Origin of the sequence: Virgibacillus salexigens, from assembly GCF_014905415.1 — a bacterium.
GTDB classification, from domain to species: Bacteria; Bacillota; Bacilli; order Bacillales; family Amphibacillaceae; genus Virgibacillus; species Virgibacillus salexigens.
In genome coordinates, this window is sequence record NZ_BNEO01000002.1 from 281,310 (window position 1) to 307,728 (window position 26,419).

Genomic DNA, 26,419 nt, shown 5'->3' on the forward strand with positions numbered 1-26,419 from the left:
AACAAATGCAATCAAAAGCGGCAAGGGTAGAAATGGGTGTATGACATGTTTGAACATTATAGTGTCTTAAAAGAAGAGACGATTAAAGGGCTGAATATTCAACCGAACGGTATATATATTGACTGTACGGTTGGTGGAGGCGGTCATTCTGAAGCAATCGCATCACAATTAGGTGAGAATGGGTTATTGATTGCTTTTGATCAAGACCTAGAAGCTTTAGAGGCGGCAAAACATCGATTAGCTGCTTACCAAGGTCGCATTTTATTTATTCATTCCAATTTTAGCCAACTTGAAGAAGCATTGACTAAACAACAAATTAAACATATTGACGGTATTTTATTTGATTTAGGCGTATCTTCTCCTCAATTGGATAGAGGAGAGAGAGGTTTTAGCTATCAACATGATGCGAAGCTTGATATGCGAATGGATCAAACAAAAGACTTAGATGCATATCAAATCGTAAACCATTGGGAATATAACGACTTAGTGAAAATTTTCTTTCGTTATGGAGAAGAAAAGTTTTCAAAGCAAATCGCCAGGAAAATTGAAGCATTCCGTAAAAACAAACCAATTCAGACAACACATGAGTTAGTAGAAATTATTAAAGAAAGTATACCTGCGCCAGCAAGACGAAAAGGCGGACATCCTGCGAAGCGCATCTTTCAGGCGATACGAATTGCTGTTAATGATGAACTAGGTGTTTTTAATGAAGCTCTTCATCAAGCAGCACGATCGATTGCTGTTGGAGGAAGAATTACGGTAATAACCTTTCATTCTTTGGAGGACAGGCTATGCAAACAAGCCTTTAAGAAATGGAGTACTCCGAAAGAGACACCAAGGAATTTGCCTATTTTGCCTAAAGAAAATCAAGCACCATTTCGTCTAATTACAAGAAAACCAATTGTTGCAAACGATGAGGAGTTAGAAGAGAATCGTAGATCACGGTCTGCAAAGCTGCGTATCATTGAAAAAGTGACGGACTGGAACGAACAATTTACGTATGAGGAAGGGTGGAGAAAATAATGAGTGCAAATCATGCAAGAACTTGGGAACCGACAAAACCGCAGCAAACGCCAAGCCAAGAACAATCTACAACTGTAAGGGTTCATAGACAGGGGTGGATAACGAAAGGAGAAAAATTAATATATTCCATTGTAGCAGTCTGTATTATTATAGCAGGTATATACATGGTTTCTTTTTCTTCGTCAACGGACACGGTAAATCGTGAAATGCAGCAATTAGAAACTCAAGTAAACACACAAAAATCAGTCAATGAACAGTTAAGCTTTGAAAAAAAAGAATTAAGCCGTCCTGAACGTATAACAAAAATCGCAAAAGAAAATGGGTTGAAAATCCAAGATGCTAAAGTAAAACAAGCACACGAGATGAACAACTAAATAACTAATTACTCAAGGAGAACATGTTATGAGGAAAAATAAAACTACTCACTTCATGGCAGGGATTCTAATTATCTTTTTTGTTGGTATATTCTTGACGTTGACAGGGCGTTTTCTTTATATACAAGCAACCGGAGAAATTAATGATGTTTCATTGGAGGAATGGGCAGATAAAAAACGAACAGCTTCTTATACATTACCTGCTGAACGTGGAAAAATATATGATAGTAATGGAATGACTTTGGCGTATGATCGGCCAACATATCGTTTATACGCCATTGTTGATGAAGCTTATTCCGAAGATTTAGAGGAGCCAAAGCATGTTAAAGATCCGGAGAAAACTGCGGAAATGCTGGCTCCTCTATTAGATATGGAAGAAAGTGATATTCTTAAGCGTTTAAAGACAGGAATTGAAGAAGATAGGTTCCAAGTGGAATTCGGTACGAATGCGAGAGAACTTTCACAACAAAAGAAAGATGAAATTGCTGCCTTAGACCTGCCAGGAATTAATTTTGAGGAAGAAGCAGTGCGATTTTATCCAAATGGGATGTTTGCTTCACAAATCATTGGTTTTGCTAGGGAACTTGAGCAAGAAAATGAGAATGGTGGCACAACACAGGAAATCAAAGGAATTGCCGGTATGGAAAACCAGATGAATGCCTTGTTAAGTGGAAAAGATGGTCGTATTTCTTACCAACGTGACAATTATAATACAAAGCTACTTCATCCTGAAGAAGTGGTTACAGAACCAGAGGATGGAGATGATGTTTACTTAACAATTGATCAAAAAATACAGATGTTGTTAGAGGATACCTTAACACAAGTGGATGAAGAATATAATCCAGAAAGAATTTCAGCTGTAGTTATGGACCCGAAGACTGGAGAAGTTGTAGCTATGAGTAACCGTCCTAGTTACAATCCAAATAATCCTGAGGATGTAGAAAATTGGTATAATGATGTTGTCTCTACACCGTTTGAACCAGGTTCAACCGTTAAGATGTTTACTTGGGCGGCGGCAATTGAAGAAGGTGTCTATAATGGGAATGACACGTTTAAATCCGGAAGTTATCAACCGAATGAACAAATAAAGCCAGTACATGATCATAATGGTGGTGAAGGATGGGGGACGATCACGTATGATGAAGGTTTTCAACGGTCGTCTAACGTCGCTGCTTCTAAATTAGCATGGGAAAAGATCGGTCCAGATAAGTACTTAGAATATCTAAAGGCATTTCAACTGGATCAAAAAACCGATATTGATTTACCGAATGAAACGGCTGGCGAGATATTATATAAATGGCCTGCTGAAAAGCTGACAACCGCTTTTGGGCAAGGTACAACATTAACACCGATTCAACAAATGAAGGCAGCGACAGCTATTGCAAATGATGGTAAAATGTTACAACCCTATGTGATAGATAAAATAGTTGATTCTAACTCTGGAGAAATATTAAAAGAGAAATCACCAAATGTGGTAGGTCAACCTATTTCAAAAGATACTTCTGAACAAGTGTTAAAACTCCTAGAATCTGTAGTAAATGGTGAAAAAGGTACCGGAAAAATGTATAAACTAGATGATTATACTGTCGGAGGTAAAACAGGTACTGCGCAAATTCCAAATCCAGAGGGTGGTTATCTAACAGGCAATGAAAATCATATCTTTTCATTCCTAGGTATGGCACCAATAGATGATCCACAGTTAATGATGTATGTATCTGTGAAACAACCAAAGCTTGAGCCAAAAGAAGACGGTACGATACCAACAGGTTCCGAACCCGTATCCTTTATATTTAAAAATGTAATGGAAAATGGTTTGCATTACTTAAATATAAATCCGGATAAAGAGAAGACGGAAGGTGTGAATAGAGTTGAAATTCCTTCCCTTATTGGAAAGAATGCAAAAGATATTGAAAAAGAATTATCTGAGAAGGGATTACAAGTAACAGTAGCTGGTAAAGGGGAAATTACTGCAAGTAATGTAACGGAAGGGGATAGTGTATTACCAAATGATCATATTATTTTGGTAACAGAAAATCCAAAGATGCCTAAAATTATTGGCTGGTCATTAAGAGATGCTTTACAACTAGCTAATCTATTGGAATTAAAAACAGAGACATTTGGTAATGGTTATGTTGTAACACAGAATATAGAATCAGGAAAAGCAGTCAAAAAAGGTGATTATTTAGGAATTGAGTTAGAGCTCCCTAATCAAGAACAACAAAGTGAGGAAGAAGCAGAAGAAGAAAATAATGAAAGTTAAAACCAGTAGAGAAACAGTGTTCTAATCCAGTTTCTTTGTTCATATAGTGGATACAAGCATGTCTACGAAAAGGAGATGTACTATGAAACGTGTATCCGCTGTAACGACGAAGAAAAGGATAGTCGCTGTTTTTCTTATTGGCGTATTAATTTTTACGGTTATTGATATTCGCTTGGGCTATGTCCAATTTATGATAGGTGATAAATTAATGGGACAGGCTACTGAACTATGGACAAGAGATATCGAATTTGAGCCGGAAAGAGGAAATATCTTAGATAGGAATGGTGAAGTACTTGCAGAAAATGTTACAGCTCCTTCTGTAGTCGTCGTACCAAGACAAATTGTGAATCCAAAACAAACTGCTGAAAACTTAGCGTCTATTCTAGACATATCTTATGATAAAGCATATGCGTATGTCACTAGGGATGCTTCGAGTGTCAACATCCATCCAGAGGGACGAAAGATTAATGAAAAACAAGAAAAAGCTATACGTACACTAGATATGAGTGGTGTTTACTTAGCAAAAGATTCGAAGCGACATTATCCATACGGAGACGATCTTTCTCATGTATTGGGTTTTGCCGGGATCGACAATCAAGGATTAATGGGCCTGGAGCTATATTATGATGAAAAATTAAGTGGAGAGAAAGGCAGCCTTTCGTTTTATTCCGATGCTAAAGGGAGAAGATTAGATCGATTAGCAGACGACTATTCCCCGCCAGAAGATGGATTAGACTTAAAAACAACAATTAATACGAAGGTCCAAACAATTATGGAACGTGAATTAGACTTGGCTGTATCTAAGTATAATCCAGATGGCGCGTTAGCAATTGCTGTTAACCCTAAAACAGGTGGTGTATTAGGGATGACAACAAGACCCAATTTTTATCCAGAAAATTATCAAGAAGTAGATTCCGATATCTTTGATCGAAATTTACCAATTTGGAGCACATATGAACCAGGTTCCACATTTAAAATTATTACGCTAGCGGCTGCTCTGGAAGAGGATGTAGTAGATTTAGAAAACGACCATTTTCATGATGATGGGGATATTTCTGTTGGTGGTGCCGAACTACATTGCTGGAAAAGCGGTGGGCATGGACATCAAAGCTACTTAGAAGTAGTACAAAATTCATGTAACCCTGGCTTTGTAAGTCTAGGACAAATGTTAGGTACAGAAAAGCTATTCTCTTATATTCATAATTTTGGGTTCGGCCAAAAAACCGGAATTGATTTGCAGGGCGAAGGTAATGGGATACTATTCAAACCAGAAAATGTGGGTCCAGTAGAATTAGCTACAACAGCATTTGGCCAAGGGGTATCTGTAACACCGATTCAGCAAGTTATGGCTGTAGCGGCTGCTGTAAATGGAGGCTATCTATATGAGCCTTATATAGCAAAAGAATGGGTTAACTCAAAAACTAATCAAGTTACTGAAAAAATAGAACCAACACTCAAGGAGCGTGTGATCTCAGAATCCACTTCAAAAGAAATTCGAAATGCCTTAGAGAGTGTTGTCGCAAAAGGAACAGGTCGTCCGGCTTATGTTGATGGTTACCGAGTAGGCGGAAAAACTGGAACCGCCCAGAAAGTTGGACCGGATGGAAGATACATGGAAAATAATTATATTGTATCATTTATCGGATTCGCACCTGCAGATGACCCGGAAATTGTGGTATATGTTGCAGTAGATAATCCGAAAAATACCGTGCAATTCGGTGGTACTGTCGCAGCACCAATTGTAGGAAACATTATTGGAGATAGTTTACCAGCTATGGGAGTTGAACCTCGAACTGGAGGGTTGGATAAAGAGTATCAATGGCCAGAACAACCTAAGGTCGAAGTACCAGATTTAATGGGGCTAGAAAAGAAAGAGTTATCCGAATACATGACGAACTTATCTATTCAAACAAGTGGTCAAGGCGATTATATTGTGGATCAAGAACCGAGTCCTGGTACAAAAGTGGAACAGGGCTCAAAAATCAGGATATATTTATCGGAAAATAATCGTTAAACAAGTGGAAATTTGCTATAATAGATAAGCAGAAATCAATAAGAGGGTGATACCACCCTCTTAAAAATTGTTATCTATGAGAATACATATGTGGGATATTATTTTAGAATGGGATGTTACGAATGAATTTAGCAGAATTAATAAGCGCATTACCTTTTTATGAAACGAATGCAAGACTGGATCAAATTGAAATTTCGAATATTGTCATGGATTCACGTGCTGTAAAACCAGGCAATTTATTTGTATGTATTAATGGTTATACCGTGGATGGGCATGACTTTATAGTGCAAGCAGTACAAAATGGAGCACAAGCGATTATTGCTGAAAGACCTGTAGAGGCGGAGGTACCAACCATTGTTGTACCTGATACACAACGTGCCTTATCTATGATAGCAGTGAAATTTTACCACAATCCTTCCACGAAACTTCCATTAATTGGTATTACTGGTACGAATGGGAAAACGACAGTTACTTATATATTAGAAAAGATTTTTAATGAATTTAAAAGAAAGACAGCAGTTATTGGAACCATTCAAATGAAAATAGGTAGTGAAACATATCCGGTTACAAATACAACTCCTGATGCGTTACTACTACAGCAATCTTTTAAAAAAATGCTTGATAAAGGTGTAAACCAAGTAATGATGGAAGTGTCTTCCCATGCGTTAGTCCAAGGCCGTGTCTATGGTTGTGATTATGACATTGCAATTTTTACGAACTTATCGCAGGACCATCTAGATTTTCATAAGGATTTGGATGATTATTTACGAGCAAAGAGTCTGTTATTTGCTCAATTAGGAAATACCTATAGCGAAGAAAATCAAAAGTATGCTGTAATTAATCAGGACGATGATGCTAGTACGCTTCTTAAAAGCAGTACTGCCCAACATGTTATCACCTATGGAGTGAAGCATGCTTCACAAGTCATGGCAAATAATATTACCCTTGGTTCAGGTGGAACAACTTTTCAATTACAGACACCTATTGGTGAAATAATGATTCAGAGTAAATTAATTGGAATGTTTAATGTCTATAATATGCTAGCTGCTAGTGCAGCTGCAGTTTGTTCGAATGTTCCGTTGTCCGTTATCCAAGCCGCGTTAGCGAAGATATCTGGTGTAGATGGTAGGTTTGAGCCAGTAGATGCAGGTCAATCATTTGCAGTCATCGTCGATTATGCACATACTCCAGATTCGTTGGATAATGTTCTGCAAACCGTTAAAGAATTTGCTGAGAATAATGTATTTGTGATTGTTGGTTGTGGAGGAGATCGTGATCGATCGAAGCGTCCTATCATGGCAGAAATTGCTTTGAAATATGCAGATCAAGCAATCTTTACATCCGATAATCCACGTACAGAAAATCCACAGGCAATTTTAGATGACATGACAAACGGTCTGCATCAAGATGAAAATTACCAAGTTATTGTTGATAGGAAAGAGGCGATCCATGTTGCAGTATCGCAGGCAAAAGCCGGTGATGTAATTCTTATTGCTGGTAAAGGCCATGAAACATATCAGCAAGTTGGAAATACGAAATATGATTTTGACGATCGCGAGGTCGCTAAAGAAGCGATTCAAATTAAGGAGAAATGATGATGTTTACGTTAGAATGGCTAGCTAGTTTTTTACAAGAATTCACTGGACAGTTAAAGAACCGATCTATCGACCATGTGTACACAGATAGCAGACTAGAGAAGCAGAATGGGTTATTTATACCAATTATTGGAGAGAACTTTGATGGTCATGACTTTGCAGAACAAGCAATTGACAATGGAGCAACCGCCATTCTATGGGATACAACGAAGAAGCTTCCAGCGAATATACCGAGTACCTTTCCTGTATTTAAGGTGGATAACACCATAAATGCGCTCCAACAAATTGCATTTCACTACCGACATGAGGTTAACCCAACTGTGATTGGAATAACTGGTTCTAATGGTAAAACATCAACAAAAGATATTGTAGCTGCAGTTATGAATAGGAAATATCGTACACATTTTACAGATGGTAATCTAAACAACCATATTGGACTGCCGTTGACTATTTTAACGATGCCTACAAATACGGAAGTGTTAGTATTAGAAATGGGAATGAATAATTTTGGAGAAATACAAACACTTTCTGAGATAGCAAATCCGGATTATGCGGTCATTACAAATATTGGTGAATCACATATTGAGTTTCTTGGTTCTCGCGAAGGAATAGCTAAAGCAAAACTCGAGATTACCAGTGGACTTGCGGAGGAAGGTCAGCTAATTGTTGATGGTGATGAAGCATTATTACAACATGTTCATCACAAGCGGAATGTTCAAACATGTGGTTTTCATAAAAATAACCAAAAGCGAATATCGTCTGTACAATTAAAGCATCAGCAAACGATCTTTAAATTAAATGACGAACCATACACGATTCCTTTTTTAGGAGAACATCATGCCAAGAATGCTGCTTTTGCAATACTATTGGGTGAACTTCTTCATATAGAGAAAGAGGAAATACAAACTGCTTTTTCTAACATGGAAAAAACGGCTATGCGTTTTGAGTGGATTACAGGTAGAAATGAAGCTACACTAATTAATGATGCCTATAATGCATCACCCACATCAATGAAAGCAGCCATTCGAGTTGTAAAGCAGTTAGCTCACTTTCAGGAAAAGATTCTTGTACTTGGGGATGTATTAGAGTTAGGTGAACAATCTGAAAGCTATCATCGTTCCATCGCTGAGGAGATTACTAAACCAATTACGAAAGTATTCACATTTGGTAACGATGCGAAATATATTACAGAAGCACTGAAAGCAAAGCAGATGACAGATGAAATTTTGGCAATGCATTATACTAGTCAGGATGCATTAGTGACAGATTTGAACCCATATTTAAATCAAAACACGGTAATATTATTTAAAGCTTCAAGAGGGTTAAGGTTAGAAGCAATTATCAATCAATTAATTGAATATTAGTTGGACGGTTTTGAACAAGGAGGAGAAATAATGAATATTTCCGTTTTATTAATAACTATAGCAATAGCGTTTCTAATTACCGTCCTTTTCTCTCCAATTTTTATTCCATTTTTACGACGATTAAAGTTTGGACAAAGCATTAGGGAAGAAGGACCACAATCTCATATGAAAAAGACTGGGACTCCAACGATGGGCGGCCTAATGATAGTGTTTAGTGTTATCATTACTTCAATTATAATGGCTGCTAAAACTAGTCCGGATGGTATTGGCTATGAGCTGTGGGTATTACTTCTGGTATTAATCGGCTACGGCCTTTTAGGGTTTTTAGATGATTTTATAAAGGTTGCAATGAAGCGCAACCTTGGCCTTACTTCAAAACAAAAAATGCTGGGCCAATTAATTATTGCACTCATTGTTTATTTCATTTTAAGAGACCAGGGCTTTCCTACTTATATTTCTATACCTGGAACTTCTGTTCAATTAGAATTAGGCTGGGGGTATGCTTTATTAATCATTTTCATGCTTGTTGGTGCATCAAATGCTGTTAACCTAACCGATGGTTTAGATGGATTGCTCGCAGGAACTGCCGCAATTGCATTTGGAGCTTTTGGTATATTAGCATGGTACGGTTTCCCTCAAAATGAAGTTACCATTTTTTCATTAGCTGTAGTCGGTGCATTATTAGGTTTCTTAGTCTTTAATGCACACCCTGCGAAAGTCTTCATGGGAGATACTGGTTCACTGGCACTAGGTGGGGCAATTGCAGCCATTGCAATTTTAACCAAATTAGAGATATTATTAGTTATTATTGGCGGTGTTTTCGTCATAGAGACATTATCAGTAATTATTCAAGTAATTTCTTTTAAAACAACAGGAAAAAGGGTGTTTAAAATGAGCCCACTTCATCATCATTATGAATTATTAGGATGGTCAGAATGGCGTGTAGTTACTACTTTTTGGCTAGTTGGTCTCATTTTTGCAGCTTTAGGTATTTATATTGAGGTGGGCTTAAATTGAGGAAACTTAAAAACTTTCCCTATCAACATGTATTAGTTTTGGGGTTAGCCAAAAGTGGTACAGCTGCTGCAGAAGCTTTATTGAAGAATGGGAAAACAGTACGAATAAATGATAAAAAGGCAACGAAAAATGATCCAGAAGTTATTCGATTGGAAGAGATGGGCGCAGAGGTAGTTATTGGCTCCCATCCTATTGATGTGCTTGACGGCATAGACATTCTTGTCAAGAACCCAGGAATATCTTATGAGAATATTATTGTTGATGGAGCAGTCCAACGTGGAATTCCAGTGATTACTGAAATAGAAATTGCTGCCCAATTAACGGATGCCAATATTATTGGAATCACTGGTTCAAATGGAAAAACGACAACAACAACCTTAACAGCAGAGATGCTAACACAAAGCAAGCAGCCTGTAAAAGTTGCTGGAAACATAGGAATTGTTGCCACTGAGGTAGCTCAAACCATAAACGAAACAGATAACCTCGTGCTAGAACTATCTTCATTTCAATTAATGGGAATTCAAAACTTTAAACCAAATATTGCTGTGCTATTGAATATATTCGAAGCACATTTAGATTATCATAAGACACTTGAAAATTATAAACAAGCGAAGTTTAATATCTTTAAAAATCAAACAAGTGATGATTACTTGGTGTACAATGCGAATGATGAAAGTATCATAGAAGCTGTAAAAGCGTCTTACGCAATAAAAATTCCATTTTCCGTTAAAGAAAAGGTAGCAGATGGGGCATGGATGGATGAGAATTCCTTGTATTTTCAAAATGAAAAAATAATTGACCGATTGGATATCGCTTTATTAGGAGAACATAATTATGAAAATATCCTAGCATCGATTGCTGCTGCAAAATTAAGTGGTGCAACGAATGAAGGGATACAAAATGTCTTATCTATTTTTACTGGTGTAAAGCACCGACTTCAATTTGTAGGTAAGCACAAAGAACGGATGTTTTATAATGATTCAAAAGCAACAAACATTTTAGCTACTCAGAAGGCGTTATCTGCTTTTGAAAAACCAGTTATTTTGTTAGCTGGCGGTTTAGATAGAGGCAATGAATTTTCTGAGTTATTACCATACTTAAATCGCGTGAAAGCAATGGTATTATTTGGCGAGACGGCTGAAAAAATTAAAATGTTAGGGGAAGAGGCAGGGATTTCATCCATTTGTTTAACGGATAATGTACAGACTGCTGTACAAGAAGCATATAATATATCGGAAGAAAAAGATATCATTCTTTTGTCACCAGCATGCGCTAGCTGGGATCAGTATCGAACATTCGAGGAAAGAGGAGACATGTTTATACAAGCCGTGCATACATTAGTATAGGGGCTTGTTTAAAGACATGATAAAAATGAATAACACTTTAAACAACACCCCTAGTTTCAATTATGAAGAGGGGTGTTATTTTGCTGGAAAAATTAAAGAATTCCAAATCACATGCCTCACCTGATTATTTCTTATTAGGTGTTATTATTAGTTTACTTTTAATAGGAGTTATTATGGTTTACAGTTCGTCTTATGTTTGGGCGGAATACAAATTCGGGGATGCTTGGTACTATGTGAAAAGACAAGTATTGTTTGCTGGTGCAGGAATAATAGCAATGCTCTTTACGATGCAAGTACCTTATACCACATGGAAAAAATACGCAAAGCTAATTCTACTGGCATGTTTTGTTTTGTTATTCTTAGTACTTATTCCTGGTATAGGAATGGTTCGTGGCGGTGCACAAAGCTGGATAGGGATTGGAGCCTTTAGTATTCAACCATCTGAGTTTATGAAATTAGGATTGATTATTTTTCTGGCTACTTATCTAGCAGCTAACCAAAAATATATCACTTCGTTCAAAAAAGGTTTCATTCCCTCTATTTTATTAATATTTACTGCATTTGGCCTAATCATGCTACAGCCGGATTTAGGTACTGGTATGGTACTCGTACTCACTTGTATGATTATGGTATTTACTGCTGGTGCTCGTTTATCTCATTTTTTTGGACTAGCAGCATTAGGGTTAATCGGTTTTATTGGTCTAATTGCTTCTGCTCCTTATCGGATTAGTCGGATAACGGCTTTTTTGAATCCTTGGGAAGATCCATTAGGGGATGGATTCCAAATTATACAGTCTTTATATGCGATTGGACCGGGTGGTTTAATGGGTCTAGGATTCGGGAATAGTTTACAGAAGTATTTCTATTTACCTGAACCACAAACTGATTTTATTTTTGCTATATTAGGAGAGGAACTAGGCTTCATTGGAGGTACTATTGTATTGTTGCTTTTTTTACTCCTTTTATGGCGTGGTATCAAGGTTTCACTTGAAGCACCTGATAATTTTTCCAGATTTTTAGCATTAGGTATTGTCTCTATGCTTGCGATTCAAGCAATGATTAATATCAGTGTTGTAATCGGCTTAATTCCTGTTACAGGTATTACGTTGCCGTTTTTGAGTTATGGCGGCTCCTCTTTAACACTAATCCTGTGCTCTGTTGGGATATTGTTAAATATTAGTAAGTATACCAAATTATAAGCAAATACAAGCGAATAAAAGCCGTTTTCTGGTAGAGTAAGATTTCAGTGAGATTAAAATCTTGTTTTTACCTTAACTCTACTACATCAAGTAAGGGATAATGTGATATACTCTTTATAACAGTGAAGAAATGGCATTTTTTGTGCCATTTCTTATTGTTAATTTAGTACAAAGGAAGAAATGGAGATGGCTAAAAAAAAGATTGTTTCGATAGAAGATCGTATTCCGAAGTTGAAACAGGCAAGGAAGAAAAAAGCAAATCGACGATTAATATTTTATCTTTCAATTTTTTTCTTTTTAATTTCCATCATTGTTTATCTGCAATCTCCATTAAGTCAGGTGCGAACGATTGAAATAAAAGGAAATATTTTCCTGACAGATGAACAAGTGCGAGAACAAAGTGAAATAACGGAAGGTATGAATATTTGGACGATGGATAAATCTGCAAATGAAAAAGCCTTAAGTAATAATCCTATCGTTGCTTCCGTTGACATCAATCGCCATTTACCCTGGACAGTATCTATAGAAGTGGAAGAGTATCATCGTGTTGGATATATACAAAAAGATACGAGTTATTATCCAATTTTGGGAAATGGAACAATGCTTCAAAGTATGGAAACAGGAACGTTCTATGGGGACGCTCCATTAATTACCAATTTTGAAGAGGAAAGTTATTTACATAGGATGACAAGTGAGCTTGAGAAGTTACCAAAAAGCCTTCTTAAATTAATTTCAGAGATTCATTGGGCACCAACAGATGATAATAAAAATAAAGTCGTATTATACATGAACGATGGTTTTATGGTAGATGCAACGATACGTAACTTTGCTGAAAGAATGGAAGTGTATCCTTCTATCGTTGCTCAACTAGATGAAGAAAGTAGAGGAATTATCCATATTGGCGTAGGTGCCTACTTTGAATCATTTGATAAGGGTACTAGTTCAGAAGAATCAGAAGCGGAAGTTAATGGAGAAACAGAGGAAAATCAAGAATAGGTAATTAAATTACCGACGAAAGTCATAAGTTCCGCTTTGTTTACGAAATAGTTTAATAGAAGTGGCATGCTTATCGACTTCCTGATTAATAGGATGATTCTCTACGAATTGAGAAATTTGCTTCATTTTTTTAAAAAAATACCGAAAAATAAAGGGAATCCTTTGTTTTATGTGGAATAACCTATATATATTTTATTTTTAGGGAAAGTCTATACTATTATCATATCAGGATAATTACAGAAATGGATAGAGAGAAGTTTGCATGAAGCAACTTCTGAAATAGGGGGTGCCTTACTTGAACAACAATGAAATATTAGTAAGTCTTGATATAGGTACATCAAAAATCAAAGTAATTATAGGTGAAGTGTTAAATGATTCACTAAATATTATTGGAGTCGGTTCTGCAAAATCAAACGGCATGAAAAAAGGTGCTATTATTGATATTGATCAGACGGTCCAATCGATTAGAAATGCGGTTGAACAAGCCGAAAGAATGGTCGGTATGCAAATTGATCGTGTTGTAGTGGGAATTAATGGTAGTCATATACAACTACAACCTTGCCATGGAATAGTAGCGGTTCAAAGTGAAAACCGCGAGATCGATGATGAAGATATAAATCGAGTTATTGATGGAGCACAAGTTATGTCTATTCCTCCGGAGCGAGAAATTATTGATGTGATACCTAAACAGTTCATCGTAGACGGGTTAGATGAAATCAATGATCCTAGAGGGATGATCGGTGTACGATTAGAAATGGAAGGTACGATAATTACTTGTTCCAAGACAATCTTACATAACATTTTAAAATGTGTAGAACGAGCAAACCTACAAATAGCTGACATTTGCTTACAACCGCTTGCTGCCGGTACAATTGCATTATCCAAAGATGAAAGGAATATGGGAGTTGCACTGATCGATGTTGGAGGCGGCTGTTCAACGGTCTCTGTATTTGAGAATGATCAGTTAGTCTCTACAAGTGTCATTCAGCTTGGTGGCGACAATATAACAAAAGACCTTTCAATTGGACTCAGAACATCAACTGAAGAAGCCGAAGATGTTAAATTAAATCATGGACATGCTTTTTATGATTATGCATTAGAGGATGAAGTTTTTGATGTGTCAATTATTGGAAGCAATTCGAAACAAACGTATAACCAACTAGAAATTGCAGACATGATTGAAGCACGAATGGAAGAAATTTATGCATATGCAGAGCGTGAAATCAGGAAAATGGGATATCAGGGACTGCCAGGCGGGTATGTGCTAACTGGTGGTACAATGGCAATGCCAGGAGTACTAGAATTGGCAGAGGATTTATTCCATTCCAATGTACGTATTGCTATACCTGATTACATTGGGGTAAGAGAACCACAATTCACTGCTGGTGTAGGAATCTTGCAATTTGCCTATCGTAATGCGAAAATACAAGGAAAAGAGTTATTTCCTACAGTTATAAGACAAGATCATCAAGAAAATCAACAACCAAAACGAGTGAAAAAGCAACAGAAATCTAATGAACCGAAAGAGAATAAGAAAAAGGAATCTGGGATTGCTAATTTGTTTAAGTACTTTTTTGATTAATTACTTATTCTACGTAAACTAGTTTTAGATATGAAGGTTTATAGTAGATTTAAATGATTAGCTATCTAGAACGCTTGTAATTTTGCATATTAGGAGGAACGAGATATGTTGGATTTTGATACAAACATGGAAGAATTAGCTACAATAAAAGTAATCGGAGTTGGCGGTGGCGGGAATAATGCCGTTAACCGTATGATTGAACATGGTGTTGAAGGCGTTGAATTTATTGCTGTTAACACAGATGCTCAAGCGTTGAATCTATCAAAAGCAGAATTAAAAATACAAATTGGCGGTAAATTAACACGTGGTCTTGGTGCGGGTGCGAACCCGGAAGTCGGGAAAAAAGCTGCGGAAGAAAGTAAAGAGCAATTAGAAGAAGTGCTACAAGGAGCAGATATGATCTTTGTTACTGCCGGAATGGGTGGAGGCACAGGAACGGGTGCTGCACCAGTTATTGCACAAATTGCTAAAGATCTTGGTGCTTTAACGGTTGGTGTCGTTACACGTCCTTTTTCATTTGAAGGAAGGAGACGTTCTACACAAGCTATCTCTGGAATCGAATCATTAAAAGGTGCAGTAGATACATTGATTGTCATTCCAAACGATCGGCTATTAGAAATTGTAGATAAAAACACTCCGATGTTAGAAGCCTTCCGTGAAGCGGATAATGTTCTACGCCAGGGTGTTCAAGGGATTTCTGATCTAATTGCTAAGCCAGGTTTAATTAATGTGGACTTTGCCGATGTAAAAACAATCATGTTTGATAAAGGTTCAGCTCTTATGGGGATTGGGGTTGCTACTGGTGAAACAAGAGCAACGGAAGCTGCTAAAAAGGCAATTTCCTCACCATTACTAGAGACATCAATCGATGGTGCACATGGTATTTTAATGAATATTACTGGTGGTACTAATCTAAGTCTCTATGAAGTTCAAGAAGCAGCTGATTTGGTAACATCAGCTGCTGATAATGAGGTAAATGTCATCTTTGGTTCGGTTATTAATGAGAATCTAAAAGATGAGATCGTGGTTACTGTGATAGCTACAGGTTTTGATGAAACGAATAAACAAATGGAGCAACAAGCCAAACAGCAACGTCCTGTAATTAATCATAAGCAGCATGCTGCAACTCGTATGAATGATGATTTACCAACACGAGATAATAGAGAGCGTGAAACAGAAGTGCCTCAACAACAGAACCGTCCACGTCAAGAAGAAGATGGGTTGGATATTCCGACTTTCCTTCGAAATCGAAACCGAAATCGGAATCGTTAATTCGATGATGGATTTAAAAGCAAGTGTCTATATGGACATTTGCTTTTTTATGGAAAATTTTTTCTAATTGTTTCATGGTAATCAGGCAAGCGCCTTTCCCAATTGCAATTTTCAACATAGTTTAAGTAGTAGGTATTAGTACACTCTTCGTCCGTACCCACCAATTCGGTTGCGCCAGATCCAGTTCCAGGGGCCAAACCTAAATGATGTTTGCTACTTTCTAAATAGTACTTGTTCGTCAATGGATTTACAGATGAAGAGTCACCACGGTTTAGGGAATGTCCCAAGAGATTAATCATTGTTGAGCCAAGAAATTTAGTTTATGTAAGGCTTAGTGATGGCACCATTGTGGTGATTAATGAAAGCAATTATGAAGTTTTAGGGACAATAATCTTGGAAACTACCTACTGAAATTGATGTTTTGCCATAGTTTTTAAAACGACTACCTTTACCTTTTCGGTTTCTAGAAGCCACTTGCTGGCTTCTTTTTTTATTTCAATTTTACCCGACAATCTTTCTAATAACTCGGTAAAATTAGTCAAGTAGTTCGTACAGGAAATGACAGACTTTGCTTATTTGCTCCGTTATACTTTAGACACTATAAATTGAATAAAATATCTAATCTTTCAAATGACAGAATACGTGAAAGGAAGGAAAGGTGTGACTATTTATCTGGATGCTGTTTGGGCATTAAATTTTTTAATTGATTTAATGCTTATCATGCTAACTCAGGCTTTAGCAAGAGATAGTACACGAAAGCGTCGGCTAATTAGTGGAGGATTTGTAGCCTCTTTACTTGTGCCGATTTCTATTTATTTTCCTGACTCGTTTTTGACAACTGTAATAGGAAAATTGTTATTTTCCTGTTTAATTATTTATACGGCATTCGGATTTAAAAATTTTTACCGTTGGAGCAAGCTTGTATTCATATTCTATTTCGTCACCTTTGCTATTGGAGGTGGATTAATCGGTATTCATTTTTTATTCCAACAACCATTTAATATTGACAATAATGGTTTTTTAACCTTTCATAGTGGGTTTGGCGATCCAGTTAGTTGGATGTTTGTATTTATTGGATTTCCAATTGTTTGGCTTTTTACAAAATCCCGTATGGACAAGCATGCTGTGGAAAAAATACGCTATGACCAATTATACCCAGTTTCCATCGTATTAAATGGCAACAGTTTTTCTACTACTGGTTATATAGATAGTGGAAATCAATTGACCGATCCGATAACGAAGAAACCAGTTATTCTTTGTGATGAGCCCTTTTTAAAACAATGGTTTTCAGAAGACGAGTGGGAACAATTAAAAAAATGTAACGAATCATTGCAAATAGAAAATCTACCAACGAAATGGGAGAGCTCTATACAACTGGTACCCTATCAAGGAGTTCAAGGTAGCAGCATGTTTTTACTTACCTTACGTCCTGACAAATTAATTGTCTATTATGGCGAACAAAGAATTGAGACATCGAAAGTATTAATTGGAATACAATTTGCGGAACTAACGAAAGACAGAAGTTATCATTGTTTATTGCATCCACAAATTATAAACCTAGCCACAATCCATTCTGCATAAAGGGGAGATAGTATTGAAATTAATAAAATTACGGTTACGTCTGTGGTGGTATAAGGTATTAATTAAATTAGGTATCAAATCAGAAGAAATCTATTACATTGGAGGAAGTGAAGCTCTTCCACCACCCTTATCAAAAGAAGAGGAACAAGAACTTCTTGCGTTACTACCAAAAGGTGATAAATCAGCACGAGCTATATTAATTGAACGTAACTTACGATTGGTTGTTTATATTGCTCGTAAATTTGAGAATACAGGTATTAATATTGAGGACTTAATAAGTATTGGAACAATTGGGCTTATAAAGGCTGTAAATACATTTAATCCCGAGAAAAAAATAAAATTAGCAACTTATGCCTCACGCTGTATTGAAAATGAGATATTAATGTACTTAAGACGAAATAATAAATTAAAATCCGAGGTTTCTTTTGATGAACCATTAAATATTGATTGGGATGGCAATGAATTGCTTTTATCCGATGTGCTGGGAACAGATGAAGATATTATTACCAGAGATTTAGAATCAAGTGTAGATAAAAGTTTATTAAAAAATGCGCTTTCGCAGTTAAATGCACGCGAAAAACAGATTATGGAATTGCGGTTCGGGCTTATTGGCGAAGAAGAGAAGACACAGAAAGATGTTGCTGATATGTTAGGTATTTCTCAATCATATATTTCACGGTTAGAGAAGAAAATAATTCGGCGACTAAAAAAAGAATTTAATAAAATGGTCTAGCCTTGTGGCTCTAAGTTAAATCGATTATTATTGCTTCTTTAAGAAAAAGGATTCTGCATAAAAATCTTTCCAGTCGGAGATACTGTCCATGAACAGCATCACCAACTGGGAGGGTTGAACGTAGATGACAAGACATAAAGTTGAAATATGTGGTGTTGATACATCGAAGCTACCTGTACTAAAGAATGAAGAAATGCGGGAATTATTTAAAAAATTGCAGCAGGAGGATGGAGATTCATCTGCGCGGGAAGAACTGGTCAATGGTAACCTAAGACTTGTTTTAAGTGTAATTCAGCGCTTTAATAATCGCGGAGAATATGTCGATGACCTGTTTCAAGTAGGTTGTATCGGACTAATGAAATCCATAGATAATTTTGATTTATCCCATAATGTGAGATTTTCCACTTATGCTGTTCCAATGATTATTGGGGAAATCAGAAGGTACCTGAGAGATAATAATCCAATTCGAGTCTCTAGATCTCTACGAGACATTGCTTATAAAGCTTTACAAGTTAGAGAAAAACTTATAAGCAAAACATCAAAAGAACCAACACCAATGGAAATAGCTGAAGAAATGGGAATCCCTCATTCAGATATTGTATTTGCATTGGATGCTATTCAAGATCCAGTATCTTTATTTGAACCCATTTATAATGATGGCGGCGACCCTATTTATGTAATGGATCAGATAAGTGATGATAAGGATAAAGATTCAACATGGCTTGATAAACTATCATTAAAAGAAGGGATGTATCAATTAAACGAACGTGAAAAAGATATATTAAATAAACGGTTTTTTCAAGGGAAGACACAAATGGAAGTTGCCGATGAAATTGGTATCTCCCAAGCGCAAGTATCTCGTTTAGAAAAAGCCGCAATTAAACAAATGAATAAGCAAATGTTCGAATAACACTTATTTTATAAGTACGAGACAATAGGGAAGAAAATTCACTCTTTCCTATTGTTTTTTTGTGTTCCATGAAAGATTGACTTTCAAGCGCATATATATAAAGTAAGGTGAGGTGAATAACATGATAAAATTATCCGAGTTACAAATTAAAGAGGTTATTATTATCGATAGTGGCAGAAGGCTAGGTCATATTAGCGATTTAGAGATTGATACGAATAATGGTAGAATCCTTGCTATCGTAATTATTCCTAAGGATAAGAAAAGTGGTTTATTTGGTAAGTCAGAGGAGTTCGTTATCCATTGGAATCAAATTGTTCGAATTGGTTCAGATGTTATCCTCGTAAAGGATGTAGAGAAACCGAAATTATATAATGAGCCAATCGTACAAGAAAGAAAATAAAAATACCTAAATCTGTGGTAAAATAGATCAATAAGTAACTTCAGGGAGGAATAACGTTGAAAGATGCCTTTATTAGACAACATGAGACATGTTTACATATCGAAAAATGGCAGCAATTACATCCCAAATTAGTTGCTGGTTTTACCACAAGAAACGGTGGTGTCAGCTCCGCCCCTTATCAATCTTTAAATGGAGGGTTACATGTCAATGATGATCCGTATCATGTCCTGACCAATCGAGAACGTGTAGGTGAACATTTAGGCTTTCCACTAGATAAGTGGGTTTGCGGGGAACAGGTACACCAAACAAATATTAAAGTTATTGAAGACACGGATAAAGGAAAAGGAGCCTCTGAACTATCGACCGCAATTCAAGGAGTAGATGGGTTAATTACAAATAAGACAGATATACTATGCACAGCTTTCTTTGCTGATTGCGTTCCTTTGTTCTTTTATGATCCAAAAACGTCCTTTGTTGGTATTGCTCATGCTGGTTGGAAAGGGACAGTCAATCAAATTGGAGTTGAAATGGTAAGCGCGTTAAAACAGCAAGGTGTGATATCCAGTAATTTAATGGTGGCAATTGGACCATGTATAACGAAGAATTATTATGAAGTAGATCAACACGTCATTAATCATATTCCGCTAGAGTGGAGAGAGAATGCTGTTTCTTCTAGAGAAGGAGGTCGATATTTGCTTGATTTAAAACAGTTAAATATAGATATCCTTTTACAAGCTGGGGTTTTACGTAATAATATAGATGTAACCAATTACTGCACATTTCGTGATGAAGACTTATTTTTTTCACATCGAAGAGATCATGGAAGAACAGGTCGAATGTTAGGATTTATTGGCTTTTCTTCATGATTATACGAGGGAGGAGAATTGGGAACAATGGATGTAGCAACAAATCTAGAACAAATCCAGCAGAAAATTAGACAGGCATGTCTGAATACTAGCCGAAATCCAGAAGATATTACAATAATTGGTGTGACAAAATATGTTACAATAGAGCGAACAAGAGAAGCAATTGAGGCTGGGGTTACGAATCTTGGTGAAAATCGTCTAGAAGGTTTTCAGCAAAAATACGATTCTTTTCAAGATAAAGCCATTTGGCATTTTATTGGGACATTACAATCTAGAAAAGTAAAAGATGTTATTCAGCAAATTGATGTATTGCATTCCTTAGATCGTATTTCCTTAGCAAAAGAAATCAATAAACGAGCAGAACGCAAAATCGACTGTTTTGTACAAGTGAATGTAAGTGGTGAATCATCAAAGCATGGACTTGCACCAGACGAAGTAGCTAATTTTATTAAGGAAATCGAAAAATATCCTCACGTACGCGTCATTGGTTTGATGACAATGGCACCTCATATTAAAGATGAAGATCGCTTGCGTTCGATATTCAAACAACTAAAAAAGTTACAATTACACATTCAGGATAAACAGCATGCTCACGCACCTTGTATGTATTTATCGATGGGAATGAGTAATGACTATCAGTTGGCAATTGAAGAAGGTGCCACTCATGTTCGAATTGGAACAAATTTAGTAGGGTGAGGTGAACGAAATGAGTATTAAAAATAAGATTAAGAATTATTTTACGATGGATGATGAGTATGAATATGAATATGTTGATGTAGATGAATTTGATAACGAGCAACAGCAGTCTTCATCAAAAGAGAAGCATAGAAATGTCGTCAACTTGACCAGTATGCAAAATCCTACATCTAAAGTCGTACTGTGCGAACCAAGAACGTATAATGAAGCTCAAGAAATTGCAGATAACATTGTTAATCGCCGAGCGGTAGTCATTAATTTACAACGCCTTGACAGTAATCAAGCAAAACGAATCGTGGATTTTCTTAGTGGTACCGTATATGCTGTAAATGGAGATATCCAGAAACTTGGAGCACAAACGTTTCTTTGTACTCCGGATAATGTGAATGTTTCTGGTACCATTACAGATGCATTCTCAGAAGATGAATATGAAAAAGGATGGTAGCAGCAGATGTTTGAATTATACCGTATATTAGATTTAGCGTTTGTGATTTATAGTTACGCGTTAATTGTTTATATTTTTATGTCTTGGTTCCCTGGAGCACGTGAGTCCTCATTTGGAGAAATGTTAGGCAAAATATGTGAACCATATTTAGAGCAATTCCGTAAGTTTATTCCACCACTTGGTATGATTGATTTATCTCCAATTGTAGCGATATTTGTATTGTATTTAGCTAGAATGGGGTTAGGTCAATTTTTCCAAATGTTTGTTTTCTAGAGGGTACATAGGATGGATATATATCAGCATTTTAGAAAAGATGAAGAAGCTTTCATAGACCAGGTTTTTTCTTGGCGAGAGCAAGTATCGAAATCTTTTCAGCTTAAACTAACCGACTTTCTTGATCCACGTGAACAGCAGATTGTGGACATGCTGATGGGGACAAAGGAATCAGATATTCAGGTCATGTTTTTCGGTGGAAATCCACATACCGAAAGAAAACGTGCAATTATTGCTCCCTTTTATGAACAGATTGCAGAAAAAGATTTTCAATTGACGATGTTACAGACCAAGTTTCAAAGTAAATTTGTTAGTCTGACCCATCGCGATGCAATGGGAGCTTTTCTATCTTTAGGAATAAAACGAAAAAAGCTTGGTGATATTTTAGTAGAAGATGGTATTATCCAAATTGTTGTAGCTGAAGAAATTGCAGCTTATGTGATGGCAAATCTAAATGCAATAAAAAAAGCAACGTTACAATTAGAGGAAAAACCTTTAGACTTCCTACAGGTTAAGCAGCTAAATTGGGAAGAAACGGAAAGTACGGTTTCTTCTTTGCGATTGGATACTATCGTTAAAGAAATTTATCGTATTTCTAGAAAAGATGCTGCGGAATATATAAAAAAAATGTATGTAAAAGTGAATTTTAAAGTTGTAGAAGATGGGAAATTCCAATTGCAAGAAGGGGATTTAATTTCATTAAGAGGAAAAGGAAGAAGTAAGGTCGTAGAAGTGAGAGGAAAAACAAAAAAGGACAAGCTAAAACTTACAACTGCAATCTTAAAATAAATTGCAGGACTTAGCAGATATTTGTCGAATAGACATGGTAGGATGTGATGATTCGTTCTTTGATCTAAATTAAAATAGGAGGTGGCTATCGTGCCATTAACACCATTAGATATTCACAATAAAGAATTCACAAGAAGCTTTCGTGGATATGATGAAGATGAAGTAAATGAATTTTTGGATCAAGTAATTAAGGATTATGAAATGGTCATTCGCGAGAAAAAAGACCTACAAGAACAAGTCGATCATTTAAATGAAAAGCTTGGTCATTTTACTAATATTGAGGAAACATTGAATAAATCCATATTAATTGCTCAAGAGACTGCTGAGGAATTAAAAGGAAGTGCCTCAAAAGAATCGAAATTAATCATTAAAGAAGCAGAAAAAAATGCAGACCGTATTATTAATGAGGCATTAACCAAATCGCGTCGGATATCGATGGATGTAGAGGAATTAAAAAAGCAAGCAAAAGTATTCCGTACACGATTAAAAATGCTTGTTGAAGCCCAATTAGACATGATCGATACGGACGATTGGGACCAGCTATTTGATACTGAGCTTGGTGAGGACTTAGATTTAGTTGAAAATGAGTCATAAGCCTTGACGGTTGTTGATATTTTACATATAATTCATAAACAGATAGCTTTACTAAAACAAAATTGTTTAAAAGCAAAGATAGAGCCAGTATAGAAGTGTTAAACTGTTAAGCGAGCTAGGGTATGGTGAAAGCCTGGTACAGATACGCTTTTAGAATATCACTCTTGAGCTTTCATTATGAAAGTAGTAGTAATGAACGGTTATTCACGTTACGAATGCTAAGTGGATTTGACAGGTATGTCAAATTTATAAGGGTGGTACCGCGAGCCTTCTCGTCCCTTTTGGGGATGAAGAGGGCTTTTTTTGTTTAATTCAAAGGAGGAATTAATATGGAGTATAAAGATACATTACTTATGCCAAAAACAGGCTTCCCTATGCGAGGGAATCTGCCGAATAAAGAACCGATACGACAGGCTGCATGGGAAGAAAATAATATTTATGAAAAAAGTTTAAATCGAACAAAAGGCCGTCCGCTATTTATTCTTCACGATGGACCACCATATGCAAATGGAGATTTGCACATTGGTCATGCATTGAATAAAATTTTAAAAGACTTTATTACCCGTTATAAATCAATGAGTGGTTATTATGCTCCATATGTTCCAGGATGGGATACACATGGACTGCCAATTGAAACGGCATTAACGAAGAATAAAAAAATTAAACGTAAGGAATTGAGTATTGCTGAATTTCGTAAGTTATGTGCGGAGTATGCATTAAGTCAAGTAGATAATCAACGAGAACAATTCAAAAAATTAGGTGTCCGCGCAGATTGGGATAACCCATATATTACGCTTACCAAAGATTATGAAGCTGCCCAAATTAAGGTTTTCGGGGAAATGGCTAAGAAAGGATATATTTATAAAGGCTTAAAACCGGTATATTGGTCTCCTTCTTCTGAATCAGCACTTGCTGAAGCAGAAATCGAGTACCATGATAAACGGTCCCCTTCTATTTATGTTTCCTTTGAAGTAACCGAAGGAAAAGGATTACTAGAAGATGGAGAAAAATTCATTATTTGGACAACAACGCCATGGACGATCCCTGCAAATTTAGGTATAAGTGTTCATCCTGATTTGGATTATGCAGTAGTTGCAGTTGGAAGCGAAAAGTATGTTATTGCTCAAGCACTCATAGAAACGGTAGCAGAAACGCTCGAATGGCAAAATCCTGAAGTAGTTAAAACATTTAAAGGTGAAGAAGCAGAGAAAATTGTGGCAAAACATCCATTTTACGATCGAGAATCTCTTGTTATGTTAGGAGACCATGTAACTACAGATGCAGGTACAGGTTGTGTACACACAGCACCAGGGCATGGGGAAGATGACTTTTATGTATCGAAGCGCTATGGGATTGATGCATTATGTCCAGTGGATGAAAAAGGTGTATTTACCGACGAGGCACCAGGTTTTGAAGGTCTATTCTATGATACCGCAAATAAAAATGTATCAGAAAAACTAGAAGAAGCAGGTGCATTACTAAAGCTTGCATTTATTACACACTCTTATCCACATGATTGGCGTACCAAGAAACCAACCATATTCCGAGCAACATCGCAATGGTTTGCCTCTATAAAGGATTTTAGACAAACCATTTTGGATGAAATTAAAGCAATTAATTGGTACCCGCAATGGGGAGAGACACGGCTATATAATATGGTAAGAGATCGAGAAGATTGGTGTATTTCTCGTCAGCGTACGTGGGGAGTACCAATCCCAGTATTTTATGCAGAGGATAAAACACCAATTATTACAGATGAAACGATTACGCATGTGTCCAACTTGTTTAAGGAACATGGATCTAATATTTGGTTTGAATGGGAAGCAAAGGATCTGTTGCCAAAAGGATATACTTCCGAGCATAGTCCAAACGGCAACTTCACAAAAGAAACAGATATTATGGATGTATGGTTTGATTCTGGCTCTTCACATGAAGCAGTATTGTTAGGTAGGGAGGATCACTATCGACCAGCGGATGTGTATCTAGAAGGTAGTGACCAATATCGTGGATGGTTTAATTCTTCTCTGTCTACATCAGTAGCTGTAACAGGAAAATCACCTTATAAAACGGTTATAAGTCATGGGTTTACCCTGGACGGTAATGGTCGAAAAATGAGTAAATCATTAGGGAACGTTATTCGTCCTGCAAAGGTTCAAAAGCAACTTGGTGCTGATATTTTACGTTTATGGGTCTCTTCTGTAGACTATCAAGCAGATGTTCGGATTTCGGATGATATATTAAAGCAAATTTCAGAAGCTTATCGAAAAATTCGTAACACAATCAGGTTTATGCTAGCAAACTTGGCAGATTTTGATCCGAAGCAGGATCGTGTTCCAAATGAAGAATTAGAAGAAGTAGATAAATATATGCTTCATCGCCTGAAGAAATTAGTAACAGAGGTTCGTAACAACTATGATAATTATGAGTTCTCACCTATCTTTCACCAAATTCATAATTTCTGTGCGGTTGATCTTAGTTCATTCTATTTAGACTTTGCAAAAGATATTTTATATATTGAGGCTGCGAATAACCAGCGTAGACGTAGTATTCAAACAGGATACTTTGAAATCGTTACTGCGCTTGTAAAATTATTAACACCGATTATTCCTCATACAACTGAAGAAATATGGGAATATATTCCAGGTGCAGAAGCTGAAAGTGTTCAATTAACGGATATTCCGAACCCTGAAGAAATGTCAACGTTTAATGATACAGCTGAAAACTGGGATCATTTCATGCAAGTTCGTGACGATATCTTAAAAGCGTTGGAAGAAGCTAGAAATGAAAAGGTAATTGGAAAATCTCTTGAAGCAAAATTAACCATTGTTCCAAAAGATGAACAAACGAAAACCATCTTATCATCGATGGATCAGCTTCATCAGTATCTCATTGTTTCACAAGCAGATATTAGTGAAAATGCATCTAATACGAAAGCTTATGAATATGTTGATGTAGCTGTTGAAAAGCATCCTGGTGAAACCTGTGAACGTTGCTGGGTATCTTCTAATACCGTTGGGGAGGATGAAGCACATCCTACCTTATGTACGCGTTGTGCAACAGTTGTAAAAGAGCATTATCAACAATAAATCT

23 protein-coding genes and 1 other annotated feature are annotated in these 26,419 nt (G+C 36.5%); all 23 genes read left to right on the forward strand.

Translation table 11 applies throughout. The features are described from left to right. The first annotated feature begins 45 nt into the window (after nt 1-45). The 23 genes from rsmH (at nt 46) to ileS (ending at nt 26,415) form a co-directional block, all read left to right on the forward strand. Nucleotides 46-1,023, forward strand: a complete 978-nt coding sequence (gene rsmH / locus JKP73_RS08975) for a 16S rRNA (cytosine(1402)-N(4))-methyltransferase RsmH (protein ID WP_200411130.1) — start codon at nt 46-48, stop codon at nt 1,021-1,023. Next, on the forward strand, nt 1,023-1,397 hold the full coding sequence (gene ftsL / locus JKP73_RS08980) for a cell division protein FtsL (protein WP_021291676.1): 375 nt from the start codon (nt 1,023-1,025) through the stop codon (nt 1,395-1,397). Before rsmH ends, ftsL begins: the two co-directional genes overlap by 1 nt. A 28-nt stretch (nt 1,398-1,425) precedes the next feature. Next, the gene (locus JKP73_RS08985) at nt 1,426-3,657 is read left to right on the forward strand and encodes a penicillin-binding protein (protein WP_021291675.1); all 2,232 of its coding nucleotides are present in this window, start codon (nt 1,426-1,428) and stop codon (nt 3,655-3,657) included. 82 nt (nt 3,658-3,739) lie between these two features. Next, nucleotides 3,740-5,671 (forward strand): stage V sporulation protein D, encoded by a 1,932-nt coding sequence (locus JKP73_RS08990; RefSeq protein WP_021291674.1) that lies wholly within the window; start codon nt 3,740-3,742, stop codon nt 5,669-5,671. A 122-nt stretch (nt 5,672-5,793) separates the two neighbouring features. Continuing rightward, nucleotides 5,794-7,266 carry a UDP-N-acetylmuramoyl-L-alanyl-D-glutamate--2,6-diaminopimelate ligase gene (locus JKP73_RS08995; RefSeq protein WP_021291673.1) on the forward strand — a complete coding sequence of 491 codons (1,473 nt, stop codon included), beginning with the start codon at nt 5,794-5,796 and terminating at the stop codon, nt 7,264-7,266. After that, nucleotides 7,263-8,630 carry a UDP-N-acetylmuramoyl-tripeptide--D-alanyl-D-alanine ligase gene (locus tag JKP73_RS09000; RefSeq protein ID WP_308436490.1) on the forward strand — a complete coding sequence of 456 codons (1,368 nt, stop codon included), beginning with the start codon at nt 7,263-7,265 and terminating at the stop codon, nt 8,628-8,630. Before JKP73_RS08995 ends, JKP73_RS09000 begins: the two co-directional genes overlap by 4 nt. Before the next feature lie 30 nt (nt 8,631-8,660). Beyond that, a complete protein-coding gene (gene mraY, locus JKP73_RS09005) occupies nt 8,661-9,647 on the forward strand; it encodes a phospho-N-acetylmuramoyl-pentapeptide-transferase (RefSeq protein WP_021291671.1) in 987 nt (328 codons plus the stop codon). Continuing rightward, nucleotides 9,644-10,993, forward strand: a complete 1,350-nt coding sequence (gene murD, locus JKP73_RS09010) for a UDP-N-acetylmuramoyl-L-alanine--D-glutamate ligase (protein ID WP_021291670.1) — start codon at nt 9,644-9,646, stop codon at nt 10,991-10,993. The genes mraY and murD overlap by 4 nt, the downstream gene beginning before the upstream one ends. An 80-nt stretch (nt 10,994-11,073) precedes the next feature. Continuing rightward, the gene (spoVE, locus tag JKP73_RS09015; RefSeq protein WP_021291669.1) at nt 11,074-12,192 is read left to right on the forward strand and encodes a stage V sporulation protein E; all 1,119 of its coding nucleotides are present in this window, start codon (nt 11,074-11,076) and stop codon (nt 12,190-12,192) included. 186 nt (nt 12,193-12,378) lie between these two features. Then, a complete protein-coding gene (locus JKP73_RS09020; RefSeq protein ID WP_021291668.1) occupies nt 12,379-13,188 on the forward strand; it encodes a cell division protein FtsQ/DivIB in 810 nt (269 codons plus the stop codon). Between the two features lie 295 nt (nt 13,189-13,483). Beyond that, the gene (gene ftsA, locus JKP73_RS09025) at nt 13,484-14,770 is read left to right on the forward strand and encodes a cell division protein FtsA (protein WP_021291667.1); all 1,287 of its coding nucleotides are present in this window, start codon (nt 13,484-13,486) and stop codon (nt 14,768-14,770) included. Nucleotides 14,771-14,875: 105 nt separating this feature from the next. Next, nucleotides 14,876-16,042: a cell division protein FtsZ gene (ftsZ, locus tag JKP73_RS09030; protein ID WP_021291666.1), complete on the forward strand. Its 1,167-nt coding sequence runs from the start codon at nt 14,876-14,878 to the stop codon at nt 16,040-16,042. A gap of 660 nt (nt 16,043-16,702) precedes the next feature. After that, entirely contained in the window at nt 16,703-17,623 is a 921-nt protein-coding gene (gene spoIIGA, locus JKP73_RS09035; protein ID WP_021291665.1) for a sigma-E processing peptidase SpoIIGA, read from the forward strand. Between the two features lie 13 nt (nt 17,624-17,636). Continuing rightward, nucleotides 17,637-18,356, forward strand: coding sequence for an RNA polymerase sporulation sigma factor SigE (gene sigE / locus JKP73_RS09040; protein ID WP_021291664.1), 720 nt, complete (start codon nt 17,637-17,639; stop codon nt 18,354-18,356). Nucleotides 18,357-18,480: 124 nt separating this feature from the next. Next, nucleotides 18,481-19,266, forward strand: a complete 786-nt coding sequence (gene sigG / locus JKP73_RS09045) for an RNA polymerase sporulation sigma factor SigG (protein WP_038244470.1) — start codon at nt 18,481-18,483, stop codon at nt 19,264-19,266. Between the two features lie 121 nt (nt 19,267-19,387). Then, a complete protein-coding gene (locus JKP73_RS09050; RefSeq protein WP_021291662.1) occupies nt 19,388-19,666 on the forward strand; it encodes a YlmC/YmxH family sporulation protein in 279 nt (92 codons plus the stop codon). Nucleotides 19,667-19,722: 56 nt separating this feature from the next. Continuing rightward, nucleotides 19,723-20,532 (forward strand): peptidoglycan editing factor PgeF, encoded by an 810-nt coding sequence (pgeF, locus tag JKP73_RS09055; RefSeq protein ID WP_021291661.1) that lies wholly within the window; start codon nt 19,723-19,725, stop codon nt 20,530-20,532. Between the two features lie 27 nt (nt 20,533-20,559). Further along, complete coding sequence (locus tag JKP73_RS09060; RefSeq protein ID WP_021291660.1) at nt 20,560-21,228, forward strand: YggS family pyridoxal phosphate-dependent enzyme; 669 nt, start codon at nt 20,560-20,562, stop codon at nt 21,226-21,228. Between the two features lie 10 nt (nt 21,229-21,238). After that, on the forward strand, nt 21,239-21,673 hold the full coding sequence (locus JKP73_RS09065; protein WP_021291659.1) for a cell division protein SepF: 435 nt from the start codon (nt 21,239-21,241) through the stop codon (nt 21,671-21,673). A gap of 6 nt (nt 21,674-21,679) precedes the next feature. Further along, the gene (locus JKP73_RS09070; protein WP_021291658.1) at nt 21,680-21,946 is read left to right on the forward strand and encodes a YggT family protein; all 267 of its coding nucleotides are present in this window, start codon (nt 21,680-21,682) and stop codon (nt 21,944-21,946) included. Nucleotides 21,947-21,958: 12 nt separating this feature from the next. After that, nucleotides 21,959-22,735, forward strand: a complete 777-nt coding sequence (locus JKP73_RS09075; RefSeq protein ID WP_038244469.1) for a YlmH family RNA-binding protein — start codon at nt 21,959-21,961, stop codon at nt 22,733-22,735. Between the two features lie 90 nt (nt 22,736-22,825). Next, nucleotides 22,826-23,329 (forward strand): DivIVA domain-containing protein, encoded by a 504-nt coding sequence (locus tag JKP73_RS09080; RefSeq protein WP_021291656.1) that lies wholly within the window; start codon nt 22,826-22,828, stop codon nt 23,327-23,329. Between the two features lie 66 nt (nt 23,330-23,395). Next, nucleotides 23,396-23,612: a binding site (T-box leader), on the forward strand. A 46-nt stretch (nt 23,613-23,658) separates the two neighbouring features. Next, nucleotides 23,659-26,415 (forward strand): isoleucine--tRNA ligase, encoded by a 2,757-nt coding sequence (ileS, locus tag JKP73_RS09085; RefSeq protein WP_038244466.1) that lies wholly within the window; start codon nt 23,659-23,661, stop codon nt 26,413-26,415. The last annotated feature ends 4 nt before the right edge of the window (nt 26,416-26,419 follow it).